Source organism: Paraburkholderia xenovorans, from assembly GCF_046030735.1.
In the GTDB taxonomy this organism is placed as follows: domain Bacteria; phylum Pseudomonadota; class Gammaproteobacteria; order Burkholderiales; family Burkholderiaceae; genus Paraburkholderia; species Paraburkholderia xenovorans_A.
Window position 1 is genome coordinate 141,671 of sequence record NZ_JAQQBV010000005.1, and the last position, 13,322, is coordinate 154,992.

Here is a 13,322-nt window from a genome sequence, read left to right on the forward strand (position 1 = left end):
GCTTCTAAAGTCGGCTGCGTCCTCCACAGGACGCAGCCCCTGCAAAACAGCCACGCTGTTTGCGTTACAGCAAGCTCAAAAACCTTAAGCAGCCAGCAGCGAACGCAGCACGAACGGCAGAATCCCGCCGTGCTTGTAGTAGTCGACTTCGATCGGCGTGTCGATACGCAGCAGAACCTGCACGCGCTTCTCTTTGCCGTCCTTGCCGCGAATCACCAGCGTCACTTCCTGTTGCGGCTTGAAGTCCGCGCCCAGGCCTTCGATGTCGTACGTTTCTTCGCCGGTGATGCCGAGCGATTGCACGCTATCCGAGCCCTTGAACTGCAGCGGCAGAACGCCCATGCCGACCAGGTTCGAACGGTGGATCCGTTCGAAGCTGCGTGCGACCACAGCCTTCACGCCCAGCAGTTGCGTACCCTTCGCAGCCCAGTCACGCGACGAGCCCGTGCCGTACTCTTCGCCTGCGAACACGATGGTCGGCGTGCCGGCGTCGATGTACTTCATCGCTGCGTCATAGATCGACTCTTGTTCGCCGCTCGGCTGGTGAATCGTCAGGCCGCCTTCCACGCGCGTGCCGTCTGCCTTCGCCGGGATCATCAGGTTCTTGATCCGGACGTTGGCGAACGTGCCGCGCATCATCACGTCGTGGTTGCCGCGGCGCGAGCCGTAGCTGTTGAAGTCGGCCTTCTGCACGCCGTTTGCCTTCAGCCACTTGCCTGCCGGCGAGTCTTCCTTGATCGAGCCAGCCGGGCTGATGTGGTCGGTCGTGACCGAGTCACCGAAAATGCCCAGCGCGCGCGCGTTCTTCACGGCGGCGATGCTGTCGGCCGGCGTCATCGAGAAGTCCTTGCCGAAGAACGGCGGCTCAGCGATGTAGGTCGACTTCGGCCAGTCGTAGACTTGACCTTCTTCGCCTTCGATCTTGCTCCACAGGTCGCCCTTCTTGGTCAGCGACGAGTAGTTCTTGCGGAACGCGTCGGCGTCCAGTGCGAACTTGAGCAGCGCGTTGACTTCTTCGCTGGTCGGCCAGATGTCGCCGAGGAAGATGTCCTTGCCGCCCTTGCCCTTGCCGACCGGTTCGGTCATCAGATCGCGCGTGATGTTGCCGGCGATCGCGTAAGCGACGACCAGCGGCGGCGAGGCCAGGAAGTTCGCGCGGATGTTCGGGTGAATACGCGCTTCGAAGTTACGGTTGCCCGACAGAACCGCTGCGGCGACGATGTCGTTCTTCGTGATCGCTTCGTTCAGTTCCGGCGTCAGGTCGCCCGCGTTACCGATACAGGTCGTGCAACCATAAGCGGCCAGCGTGAAGCCCAGCTTGTCGAGGTACTTCAGCAGATCGGTCTTCGTCAGGTATTCGGTCACGATGCGCGATCCCGGAGCCAGCGACGTCTTGATGTGCGGAGCGACCGTCAGGCCGGCTTCCACAGCCTTCTTCGCCAGCAGGCCGGCGGCCAGCAGCACGCTCGGGTTCGATGTGTTCGTGCACGACGTGATCGCGGCGATCAGGATGTCGCCGTTCTTCACGTCGACGCCGTTGCTCGTCGTGTATTGCGCGTCCAGATCCGCTTCCTTCTTCGCGAAGCCGTTTTCTGCAACCGGCTTCGAGAACAGGTCGCTGAACGTCGACTTCACGTGACCGATTTCGATACGGTCTTGCGGGCGCTTCGGACCTGCCAGCGACGGCGTGACCGTGCCCAGATCCAGCGTGACGACCTTCGTGTAGTCGATCTGGCCGGCCTTCGGAATACCGAACAGACCTTGTGCCTTGAAGTAGTTTTCGAACGCGGAAATTTCCGCGTCGGTGCGGCCCGTGCCCTTGAAGTAGTCGATGGTTTTTTCGTCGACCGGGAAGAAGCCCATCGTTGCGCCGTATTCCGGCGCCATGTTGCCGATCGTCGCGCGGTCCGGCAGCGACAGCGACTTCGTGCCTTCGCCAAAGAACTCGACGAACTTGCCGACAACCTTTTCCTTGCGCAGCAGTTCGGTGACGGTCAGGACCAGGTCGGTCGCCGTCAGGCCTTCGCGCAGCTTGCCCTTCAGTTCGACGCCCACCACGTCCGGCGTCAGGAAGTACACCGGCTGACCGAGCATGCCGGCTTCGGCTTCGATACCGCCCACGCCCCAGCCCACCACGCCGATACCGTTGATCATCGTGGTGTGGCTGTCGGTACCGACCAGCGAATCCGGGTAGTACACCGTGTCCGCGCCTTCGGCCTTCTTGTGCACGCCGCGTGCGAGGTATTCGAGGTTCACCTGGTGAACGATACCGACGCCCGGCGGCACGACCTTGAACGTGTCGAATGCCTGCATGCCCCACTTCATGAACTGGTAGCGCTCGTTATTGCGCTGGAATTCCAGTTTCATGTTCAGATCGAGCGCGTTCTTTTCGCGGAAGTGATCGATCTGCACCGAGTGATCGACCACGAGATCGACCGGGACCAGCGGTTCGATCGATTTCGGATCCTTGCCCATGTGTTTCGCGACACCGCGCATTGCAGCGATGTCGGCGAGCAGCGGCACACCGGTAAAGTCTTGCAGCACGACGCGCGACACGACGAACGGGATTTCGTCGACGCGCGCTGCGGTCGGCTTCCAGTTCGCGAGTTGCTCGATGTGTTCTTCGGCGATCTTCTTGCCGTCGTAGTTACGCAGCACCGATTCCAGCACGATACGGATCGAAACCGGCAGACGGTCGATCTTGATGTTCAGTGCCTTGCCGAGTTGCGGCAGGGAGTAGAACTTGCCTTTGCCGGAACCGCTGTCGAATTCCTTGAGCGTTTTGTGGAGGTTGTGGGCCATGGTGTTTTCCTTGGTTTGATCGCGGAACTACAGTACTTAACTAAATGACATACAGATCGACGTATTCATTGACCGGCATGGCTTCGAGCCTTGCCTGATCCAGCGACACGTCGAGAATCGCCAGTTGTTGCCTGACCGGAAAGCGGCGCGCGAGGTTGGTCTTGAACTTCTCGACCAGCAACGGAATCCCGTCTTCGCGACGTCGCTTATGACCGATCGGGTATTCGACTACAACTTCATCGAATGTCGACCCGTCGTTGAATTCGATCGTCAGTGCATTGGCGATCGAACGCTTCTCCGGGTCGTGGTAATCCTTGGTGAACTGCGCGTCTTCGACGCATTCCATCTTCGCGCGCAGCACGTCGATGCGCGCGTCCTGCGCGATCGAATCTTCGTAATCCGCAGCCGTCAGGCGACCGTGGATCAACGGCACGGCGATCATGTACTGAATGCAATGATCGCGGTCGGCCGGATTGTTCAGCGGGCCTTTTTTATCGATGATGCGCAGCGCGGCCTCGTGCGTGCGGATCGTGATCTTTTTGATGTCTTCGACACGTTTGCCCGCAGCAGTGAGTTGCGCGTGCAAGGTCATGGCCGCTTCCACGGCCGTTTGCGCGTGGAATTCAGCGGGAAACGAAATCTTGAACAACACGTTTTCCATCACGTACGAACCGTACGGACGCTGGAACCTGAACGCGTTGCCCTTGAACAGCACATCGTAAAAGCCCCACGTCTTCGCCGTCAGCACCGACGGATAGCCCATCTCGCCAGTTTTCGCGATCAATGCGAGACGTACGGCGCGCGAGGTCGCATCGCCCGCGGCCCACGACTTGCGCGAACCGGTATTCGGCGCATGCCGATACGTGCGCAGCGCATGTCCATCGACAAAAGCCTGCGACACCGCGTTGATCAATTCGTCGCGGCTCAAACCGAGCAACTGGCCGACCACCGCGGTGGAAGCCAGTTTCACCAGCAGCACATGATCGAGCCCGACCTTGTTGAACGAGTTCTCGAGTGCGATACAGCCTTGAATTTCGTGCGCCTTGATCATGCCGATCAACACGTCTTTCATCGTCAGCGGCTTTTTGCCTGCTGCGATGGCGCTGCGCGACAGCCAGTCGGCCGTTGCCAGAATGCCGCCGAGATTGTCGGACGGATGCCCCCATTCGGCGGCGAGCCAGGTGTCGTTGAAGTCCAGCCAGCGGATCATGGCGCCGATATTGAACGCGGCCTGAACCGGGTCCAGCTGGAACGACGTGCCCGGCACCTTTGCGCCATTGGGGACGATCGTGCCCGGCACGATTGGTCCCATCAGCTTGGTGCAGGCCGGGTAGGTCAACGCCTCGAGTCCGCAACCGAGCGTATCGATCAGACAGTTACGCGCGGTGTCCAGCGCGAGCGTGCTGTCGATCGAAAATTCCAGCACGTAATCGACGATATCGGCCAGGACCTGGTCCGGGTCGGGTCGCACGTTGGAAATCGGAGCGGACATCGGGGAGTTTTCCTGATGTAACGATTAGTTCGAGTTGTTGATCGCGTTCGATTGCGTCGGAGCCGGTGCGCCTTGCGCCATGGCTGCGGTCTTGCACTCGTCGGCGAGGCGCGAGCTGTCCTTATCCGAGAACAACATGGCCTTCGTCGGGATCACGACGAGATCCATACCCGATGCGGCATCGTGGAAGCGGTCGGCGCCCGTGGTGGTCGCTTCGCGCGGCAGGTTGTAGTTCTTGTTCGCCCAGTGAACCGTGACGATCTGGTCACGTTTCATGTCGCCCTTCAGTTCGAAAGCGAGGCCTTCGTTGCACGACCACTTTTCCGCGCCGTCCGGTACCGGATCGACCTTCGCTTCCTTGGCCGGATTGGCTTTGCGCTTGATCAGACGCTTCGGCTGCGGGCGCTTTGCCACCGCCTTGGCGGCCGGCTTCGTGGTGGTCGCCGTTTGCGCGGTGGCGTCAGTCGCGACGGTCAGCATCGTCGTGGACAGGGCGCCGATTACGGCGGCGATCATCAGCTTTTTCATGGAGAAAACCTTATCTAGTTTCAGTTGAACTGTATGCGGGATACCGATTCGGGCAACCGCGAGGTTGAACTGCGCGCGCTTTGAAAGCACACAGCGACCGCTATTTTCTCCTATTTAGCGGCACGTACTTCAAATTCTCAGGTCCGGTGTAATTCGCGCTCGGGCGGATGATCTTGTTATCGATCCGCTGCTCGACGATGTGCGAGCTCCAGCCGGCCGTGCGGGCGATCACGAATAGCGGCGTGAACATCGCGGTCGGCACGCCCATCATGTGATACGACACCGCGCTGAACCAGTCGAGATTCGGAAACATCTTCTTCGCGTCCCACATTACCGATTCCAGACGCTCGGCGATATTGAACAGCTTCAGGTTGCCCGCTTCCTTCGACAGCTTCTTCGCGACTTCCTTGATCACCTTGTTGCGCGGGTCGGAGATCGTGTACACCGGATGGCCGAAACCGATCACCACTTCCTTGTTCTCGACACGCTTTCTGATGTCCGCTTCGGCTTCGTCCGGCGTTTGATAACGCGACTGGATCTCGAACGCGACCTCGTTGGCGCCGCCGTGTTTCGGGCCGCGCAGCGCGCCGATCGCGCCGGTGATCGCCGAGTAGATGTCCGAGCCCGTGCCGGCGATTACGCGGCCGGTGAACGTCGACGCGTTGAACTCATGCTCGGCGTACAGATTCAGCGACACATGCATTGCGTCGACCCACGCCTTCGACGGCTCCACGCCATGCAGCAGATGCAGGAAGTGGCCGCCGATCGAGTCGTCGTCGGTTTCGACCTCGATGCGCTTGCCGTTGTGCGAGTAGTGATACCAGTACAGCAACATCGAGCCGAGCGAGGCCATCAGCTTGTCGGCGATATCGCGCGCGCCGGGCAGGTTGTGGTCGTCTTTCTCGGGCAGCACGGTGCCGAGCACGGACACGCCGGTGCGCATCACGTCCATCGGATGCGCTGCGGCCGGAATCCATTCGAGCGCCGCCTTGACGTTCGCGGGCAGGCCGCGCAGCGCCTTGAGCTTCGTCTTGTACGCGGTGAGTTCGGCTTGCGTGGGCAGCTTTTCGTGGACCAGCAGATACGCGATTTCCTCGAACTCGCAGGCGCTCGCGATATCGAGAATGTCGTAACCGCGGTAATGCAGATCGTTGCCGGTCTTGCCGACCGTGCACAGCGCGGTGTTGCCCGCCGTCACGCCGGACAACGCCACAGACTTCTTCGGTTTAAAGCCGCTTTTTGAACCGTTCTCGCCTTGCGTCGTCTCGCTCATCTCCCGCAATCTCCTTTGTGCCTGCTCGTTGATTCTGGTTGAACCGCGCGTTGAAGCTCGTCTTCTCGAACTGCCTGTTCGATGCTGTCCGCCTGCATGCCATGCGCGAGAGCGCCGCTCAGCGCTGCTGCGTCGACCGCGGCGCGGATCACCATGCTCATGATGCGACGTGCCCGTTAGTGTCGGCGCCCACTTTCGCAAAAAGGGGCGCCGCATCTTGCGGAACGTTCCGGCCGGTCGATTGCGCGCGACGCAGCACCGACCAGTAATAGCGATAGCTGGCCCGGTCGTGCAGCGTATCGCGATGACGCGTCGGTCCCCATTGGGCGGACTGCGCGGCCAGCAGAATTTCGGTGGCAATGGCGATTTCTTCGTCGCGCGGCGCGAACGCGGCGACGATCGCCTCGATCTGCGCCGGATGGATGCTCCACATCCGCGTATAGCCGAATTCGTTGCGCGCGCGGGTGGCGTCGTTCGCGACCACGCTCATGTCGCGCACTTCCGTGCTGACGTTGTGCGACGGCACCTTGCCGTATGCATGGCAAGCAGCCGAAATCTCGAGCTTCGCGCGCCGCACCAGCGGATGATCGAATTGGCCCGGCGAGCGCATCGCGGTATCGGGAATCGCGCCGTCATGCGCGGAAACGAAATCCATCAGGCCGAAGCTGAGCGCCTCGACGCCGGGCAACGCGGCCAGATCGAACACCCGCGTGAGCGCACCGTGCGTTTCGATCAGCAATTGCACCGGAACCGGCTGAGCGATGCCGAACTCGCGCCGCGTCGCCTCGATGAACGCGACCATTTCGGCGGCGTCAGGAACGTTGCGGATCTTCGGCAGCGTAATGTAAGCCGGCGCCCGTTTGGCGGCCCGCAGAATCAGGCGAACGTCGTCGCGCCAATGCGCGTGACCGAAGTCGTGAATCCGCACGCCGACGCGACCAAAGCAGTCATGCTCGCCGCCCAGCAGCGACGCGACCAGCTCCGCGTGTTCGGCTTCGCGGCCGACTTGCGCGCCGTCTTCACAATCGAGCGTGATGTCGAACACCGGGCCGAGCTGTTGCTGCAATGCGAGCGATTTCAGCATCAGCTTCTCGCTGCCGGCGTAGTGATCGCAGGCAGGCAGCACAGCGGGCGGCGCTTCGCCGTCAAACAGCACTTCGGCGGGTGTGAGGGCGCGCATCTTCGGCGTCAGGATTCTGGGTGGTCGGATGGGGATTCGGATTCGGACGCGCTCTGCCCGGCGATCAGCAGGCCATCACGCAAAGCGCGTTCGAATCAGGGGCGAATACTGGCACGACACATTGCGACGTGAGCTGCAATTTCGTGGGGTGCGTCAGCATTCGCACGTAAAAAACCGGAACCCGCCGCGATACCGCATTGGAGTTCCGGCTCATATCTGCATCAGTTGTTTAGCCGAGCAGATGTTGAACGCCTTCGCGTTCTTCCAGCAACTCTTGCAGCGTGCCGTCCATCTTTTCGCGCGAGAACGCGTCGATTGCCAGGCCTTCCACGCGCTTGTATTCGCCGTTTTCGCACGTAACCGGCACACCGTAGATGATGTCTTCCGGAATGCCGTACGAACCGTCCGACGGGATGCCCATCGTGACCCACTTGCCGTTCGTGCCGAGCACCCAGTCACGCACGTGATCGATTGCCGCGTTAGCTGCCGAAGCCGCCGACGACAAACCGCGTGCTTCGATGATCGCTGCGCCGCGCTTGCCGACGGTCGGGATGAACGTGTTGCGGTTCCATTCTTCGTCGTTGATCAGCTTGGTCAGGTCCTGACCTTCTGCGGTTGCGACGCGGAAATCCGGGTACATGGTCGGCGAGTGGTTGCCCCACACAGCGAGCTTTTCGATCGATGCGACCGGCTTGCCCGACTTCGCGGCCAGTTGCGACAGCGCACGGTTGTGGTCCAGACGCAGCATCGCGGTGAAGTTCTTCTTCGGCAGATCCGGCGCCGACTTCATCGCAATGTAAGCATTCGTGTTGGCCGGGTTGCCGACCACCAGCACCTTCACGTCGCGGCTCGCGACTTCGTTCAGCGCCTTGCCCTGAACCGTGAAGATTTCGGCGTTGGCCGACAGCAGGTCCTTGCGTTCCATGCCTTTCGAACGCGGACGCGCGCCGACCAGCAGGGCAACGTCGGCATCCTTGAATGCGACCTTGGGATCGTCGGTGATCACGACGCCCGACAGCAGCGGGAATGCGCAATCATCCAGTTCCATCACGACGCCTTTGACGGCGCCTTGCGCTTGCGGCAGGTCGAGCAGTTGCAGGATAACCGGCTGATCCTTGCCGAGCAGGTCGCCATTGGCGATGCGGAACAGCAGGGAGTAAGCGATTTGACCTGCGGCGCCGGTGACGGCAACGCGCTTTGCGGGCTTAGCCATTGAGAAATCTCCAGGACGATGCGTTAGACGCTAGGGAAAACGCCATTCTATATGCGCGTTCAGCGAAGCGTTGTGAAACACGGCGGAATTCACTGTTCGCGTACGGCCTCGGAATCTGCCGAGGCTATGCGGCGCGCTGCGGCAAGACCGCCATGCCGGAAACCTGTACTGCCGAGCGGGGGCGAAGGTGACGCGCCGGGTAGCCGCTGCACGATGCGGGCTCCTGCAAACAGCGCGTTTCGGCAAGCGTCTGACCAGCGAATGGCGGCGAATCGAAACCTGGACTGCGTGGGGAACGGCGTGGTGCACAGAGGTGGCCGGTGCGTTACGGCGCTGCATTGCGTACTGCAAAACAGTGGCCGAAAACCCCGCAAACCCTTGCTCGACAGGGAGTGTAGGAGCCGTCAGACACAAAGTCAACATTATCTTATGTCTTATATAAGACATATCTATTGCGGGGAAAACCCTAGACGCCGCCCAGCCCTTTATGATGAAATGCGCGCATGACTTCGAACCCGGCAAACACCACCAATCCCAATGGCCATGGGGCCGCGGGCGAGGGTGTATCCGCTGCCGCGCCCGCTGCGTCGCCTACGTTCAGCCCCTTGTACCAGCAGATCAAGGGCTTGATTACGCAAAGTCTCGAGAGCGGTGAATGGAAGCCGGGCGAGATCATTCCTAGTGAAGTCGAACTGGCGGTCAGATACAAGGTCAGCCAGGGGACGGTTCGTAAGGCAATCGACGAACTCGCGGCCGACAACCTGCTGGTGCGCCGCCAGGGCAAGGGTACGTTTGTTGCAACGCACAATGAAGACCGTGCCCAGTTTCGCTTCCTCAGATTACTGGCCGATGACGGCGCGGAGCATCCGCACGTCAGCCGGTTGCTCGAATGCCGGCGTTTGCGCGCTTCGGCGGACATCGCCCGGCAACTCGACCTGAAACCCGCCGATCCGGTGGTGCTGATCAAGCGCCTGCTGCAGTTCGACGGCGAAGTCACCGTACTCGACGAAATCTGGTTGCCCGGCGCGGTGTTTCGCGGGCTCACGCTCGAGCGGTTGTCGGAGTACAAAGGGCCGCTCTATGCGATGTTCGAAACGGAATTCGGCACCCGCATGATCCGCGCGACGGAGAAGATCCGCGCGGTCGCGGCCGAGCCCGCGGTGGCCGATCTGCTGCATGTGCCGGCGGGTTTTCCGCTGCTGTCGGTCGAGCGTGTGTCTTATACGTATGGGGATCGGCCGGTTGAAGTCCGGCGTGGTTGGTATGTCACAACCGGGTATTACTATCAGAACGATCTAAGCTGAATCGGGCTGAGCGAAGGCATTGCGTCCCACACGCGTGCCTTCTGGAAGGCGCCTTTGTTGCGCGTGCTGTCACGGACCTGTCGTGGTTTTCGCTGCAGCGCGATATGAAAAGGCGCTAAAATTGCGGATTAGTGTGACTACATAGTAGGGGTCTAGCATGGCTGAAGCCGTAAAAAAACCGAGGCCGGAGTTCCGGAACATCGGTATCGGGCAGATATTGACGGCGTATCGTCTCCCACTAGCGGGGCGTGTGTCGATTCTCCATCGTTTGAGCGGTGGTCTGCTTTTTGTTTTTCTTCCGTTCCTGCTGTACCTCTTCGATCAGAGCCTGACTTCCGAGCTTAGTTTCGAAGTCTTCAAAGGTTTCCTCTCCAACATCATCGTCAAGCTGATCACGCTGGTTCTGGCGTGGGCCTTCCTGTTCCACTTCTGCGCAGGTATCCGCCATCTGGTGATGGACACCAACCACAACGCGGTCACGAAGGAAAAAGGCAAGTCGACCTCCATCGTGGTTCTCGTCGTGTCGTCGTTGCTCACCATCGCATTCGCGGCAAAACTGTTCGGAGCATTCTAAAAAATGTCCTCTAATAACCGAATCGGTTCGAAGCGTCTTGTCGTCGGCGCTCATTACGGTCTGCGCGACTGGCTGGCGCAGCGCATTACCGCCACGATCATGGCGATCTACACGGTCATCCTGCTCGTCTGGTTCTTCGGCGCGCGCGATTTCTCGTACGACGGCTGGGCGTCGATCTTCGCCACGCAATGGATGAAGCTCGCCACGTTCGTCACGCTGCTTTCGCTGTTCTATCACGCGTGGGTGGGTATCCGCGACATCTGGATGGACTATGTGAAGCCCGTTGGCACGCGCCTGTTCCTTCAGGCACTGACGATCGTCTGGCTGCTCGCATGTGCGGGCTACGCTGCGCAGATTCTCTGGAGAGTGTAAAAGAATGGCTGCAATCAAGAATTCTCTGCCGCGTCGCAAGTTTGACGTGGTTATCGTCGGCGCAGGCGGCTCCGGGATGCGCGCTTCGCTGCAACTCGCGCGCGCCGGTCTGTCGGTTTGCGTGCTGTCCAAGGTGTTCCCGACCCGTTCGCACACGGTTGCTGCTCAAGGCGGCATCGGCGCGTCGCTCGGCAACATGAGCGAAGACAACTGGCACTATCACTTCTACGACACGATCAAGGGTTCCGACTGGCTCGGCGACCAGGACGCGATCGAGTTCATGTGCCGCGAAGCACCGAACGCTGTCTACGAACTGGAACACATGGGCATGCCGTTCGACCGCAATGCGGACGGCACGATCTATCAGCGTCCGTTCGGCGGCCACACGGCCAACTACGGCGAAAAGCCGGTGCAACGCGCTTGCGCCGCGGCTGACCGTACCGGTCACGCGCTGCTGCACACGCTGTACCAGCAGAACGTTCAAGCCAAGACGCAATTCTTCGTCGAATGGATGGCGCTGGATCTGATCCGCGACGCCGAAGGCGACGTGCTCGGCGTGACCGCGCTGGAAATGGAAACCGGCGACGTTTACATCCTCGAAGGCAAGACCACGCTGTTCGCCACGGGCGGCGCGGGCCGGATCTTCGCGGCGTCCACGAATGCGTTCATCAACACCGGTGACGGCCTCGGTATGGCCGCGCGTTCGGGCATCGCGCTGCAGGACATGGAATTCTGGCAATTCCACCCGACCGGCGTGGCCGGCGCGGGCGTGCTGATTACCGAAGGCGTGCGCGGCGAAGGCGGCATTCTGCGTAACTCGAACGGCGAGCGTTTCATGGAACGCTACGCGCCTACGCTGAAGGATCTGGCGCCGCGCGACTTCGTTTCGCGTTCGATGGACCAGGAAATCAAGGAAGGCCGCGGCGTGGGTCCGAACAAGGATCACGTGCTGCTCGACCTGTCGCACATCGGCGCCGAGACGATCATGAAGCGTCTGCCGTCGATCCGCGAAATCGCGATGAAGTTCGCGAACGTCGATTGCATTAAAGAGCCGATTCCGGTTGTGCCGACCATCCACTATCAGATGGGTGGTATTCCGACGAACATTCACGGCCAGGTCGTGGGTACGTCGCGCGGTCACGAGGAGCCGGTCAACGGTTTCTACGCAGTGGGCGAATGCTCGTGCGTGTCGGTGCACGGTGCAAACCGTCTCGGCACGAACTCGCTGCTCGACCTGGTGGTGTTCGGCCGCGCGGCCGGCAACCACATCGTCAAGCACGTGCGGGAAATCAAGGAACACAAGCCGCTGCCGGCGGACGCCGCCGATTTCGCGCTGTCGCGTCTGGACAAGCTGGACAAGTCCTCGTCGGGCGAATACACGCAAGACGTCGCAAACGATATTCGCGCCACGATGCAGGCTCACGCGGGCGTGTTCCGCACGTCGGAGCTGCTGGCCAAGGGCGTCGAACGTATTCGCGAAGTGGCTGAACGTGTCGACAACATCCATCTGAAGGACAAGTCGAAGGTGTTCAACACGGCTCGCATCGAAGCGCTGGAAGTGGCGAACCTGATCGAAGTGGCTCGCGCCACGATGGTCTCCGCCGAAGCGCGTAAGGAAAGCCGCGGCGCGCACGCGCAAAACGACTTCGAACATCGCGACGACGAAAACTGGATGCGCCACACGCTGTGGTTCAGCGAAGGCGATCGCCTCGACTACAAGCCGGTTCACATGCAGCCGCTGACGGTCGAATCGGTTCCGCCGAAAGCGCGGACGTTCTAAGGCACAAGTCAAAGGAATTCAGAAATGGCTAAGCGTACATTTGAAATCTACCGCTACGATCCGGACAAGGACGCAGCGCCGCGCATGCAAACGTACGAGATCGAAATCGACTCGCACGAACGCATGCTGCTCGACGCGCTCGTCAAGCTGAAGGCAGTGGACGAAACGCTGTCGTTCCGTCGCTCGTGCCGTGAAGGCGTGTGCGGTTCGGACGCAATGAATATCAACGGCAAGAACGGTCTGGCTTGTCTGACGAACCTGAACGATCTGCCGCAAAAGATCGTGCTGCGTCCGCTGCCGGGTCTGCCGGTCGTGCGCGATCTGATCTGCGATTTCACGCAGTTCTTCAACCAGTATCACTCGATCAAGCCGTACCTGATCAACGATACGCCGCCGCCGGAAAAAGAACGCCTGCAGTCGCCGGAAGAACGCGACGAGCTGGACGGTCTGTACGAATGTATCCTGTGCGCCAGCTGCTCGACTTCGTGCCCGAGCTTCTGGTGGAATCCGGACAAGTTCGTCGGCCCGGCAGGTCTGCTGCAAGCCTACCGTTTCATCGCGGATAGCCGCGACGAAGCGACGGGCGAGCGCCTCGATAACCTGGAAGACCCGTACCGTCTGTTCCGTTGCCATACCATCATGAATTGCGTCGACGTTTGCCCGAAGGGCCTGAACCCGACCAAGGCGATTGGCAAGATCAAGGAATTGATGGTTCGCCGCGCAGTTTGATATGAGCGGCCCTAGCTCCCTCGTGCGCTGCCCCTTAACAGGGTGGTCTGCGTGGGAGCGCCCCGGCGCGTACTG

The 13,322-nt window shown here is 60.7% G+C and carries 11 protein-coding genes; 5 read left to right on the forward strand and 6 right to left on the reverse strand.

Annotation, left to right across the window (positions count from 1 at the left end; genetic code table 11):
- Positions 1 to 84: 84 nt before the first annotated feature.
- From acnA to PQQ51_RS06820, 6 genes are all read right to left on the reverse strand, one after another.
- Positions 85 to 2,802, reverse strand: a complete 2,718-nt coding sequence (gene acnA / locus PQQ51_RS06795) for an aconitate hydratase AcnA (protein WP_408495891.1) — start codon at positions 2,800 to 2,802, stop codon at positions 85 to 87.
- A gap of 40 nt (positions 2,803 to 2,842) precedes the next feature.
- The gene (locus PQQ51_RS06800; protein ID WP_408495893.1) at positions 2,843 to 4,294 is read right to left on the reverse strand and encodes a bifunctional 2-methylcitrate dehydratase/aconitate hydratase; all 1,452 of its coding nucleotides are present in this window, start codon (positions 4,292 to 4,294) and stop codon (positions 2,843 to 2,845) included.
- Between the two features lie 24 nt (positions 4,295 to 4,318).
- Positions 4,319 to 4,822 (reverse strand): hypothetical protein, encoded by a 504-nt coding sequence (locus tag PQQ51_RS06805; protein ID WP_408495895.1) that lies wholly within the window; start codon positions 4,820 to 4,822, stop codon positions 4,319 to 4,321.
- A gap of 100 nt (positions 4,823 to 4,922) precedes the next feature.
- Positions 4,923 to 6,095 carry a bifunctional 2-methylcitrate synthase/citrate synthase gene (gene prpC / locus PQQ51_RS06810; protein WP_408495897.1) on the reverse strand — a complete coding sequence of 391 codons (1,173 nt, stop codon included), beginning with the start codon at positions 6,093 to 6,095 and terminating at the stop codon, positions 4,923 to 4,925.
- Between the two features lie 157 nt (positions 6,096 to 6,252).
- Positions 6,253 to 7,275, reverse strand: coding sequence for an HpcH/HpaI aldolase/citrate lyase family protein (locus PQQ51_RS06815; RefSeq protein ID WP_408495899.1), 1,023 nt, complete (start codon positions 7,273 to 7,275; stop codon positions 6,253 to 6,255).
- 229 nt (positions 7,276 to 7,504) lie between these two features.
- Positions 7,505 to 8,488, reverse strand: coding sequence for a malate dehydrogenase (locus tag PQQ51_RS06820; RefSeq protein ID WP_408495901.1), 984 nt, complete (start codon positions 8,486 to 8,488; stop codon positions 7,505 to 7,507).
- A 503-nt stretch (positions 8,489 to 8,991) separates the two neighbouring features.
- On the opposite strand from PQQ51_RS06820, the gene PQQ51_RS06825 reads away from it, so the two are divergent.
- The 5 genes from PQQ51_RS06825 (at position 8,992) to PQQ51_RS06845 (ending at position 13,247) form a co-directional block, all read left to right on the forward strand.
- Positions 8,992 to 9,792, forward strand: coding sequence for a GntR family transcriptional regulator (locus PQQ51_RS06825; RefSeq protein ID WP_408495903.1), 801 nt, complete (start codon positions 8,992 to 8,994; stop codon positions 9,790 to 9,792).
- Between the two features lie 157 nt (positions 9,793 to 9,949).
- On the forward strand, positions 9,950 to 10,366 hold the full coding sequence (gene sdhC / locus PQQ51_RS06830; RefSeq protein WP_132383609.1) for a succinate dehydrogenase, cytochrome b556 subunit: 417 nt from the start codon (positions 9,950 to 9,952) through the stop codon (positions 10,364 to 10,366).
- 3 nt (positions 10,367 to 10,369) lie between these two features.
- A complete protein-coding gene (gene sdhD / locus PQQ51_RS06835; RefSeq protein WP_408495905.1) occupies positions 10,370 to 10,738 on the forward strand; it encodes a succinate dehydrogenase, hydrophobic membrane anchor protein in 369 nt (122 codons plus the stop codon).
- 4 nt (positions 10,739 to 10,742) lie between these two features.
- Positions 10,743 to 12,518 (forward strand): succinate dehydrogenase flavoprotein subunit, encoded by a 1,776-nt coding sequence (gene sdhA / locus PQQ51_RS06840; protein ID WP_408495907.1) that lies wholly within the window; start codon positions 10,743 to 10,745, stop codon positions 12,516 to 12,518.
- 24 nt (positions 12,519 to 12,542) lie between these two features.
- On the forward strand, positions 12,543 to 13,247 hold the full coding sequence (locus PQQ51_RS06845; RefSeq protein ID WP_132383613.1) for a succinate dehydrogenase iron-sulfur subunit: 705 nt from the start codon (positions 12,543 to 12,545) through the stop codon (positions 13,245 to 13,247).
- Positions 13,248 to 13,322: the final 75 nt, after the last annotated feature.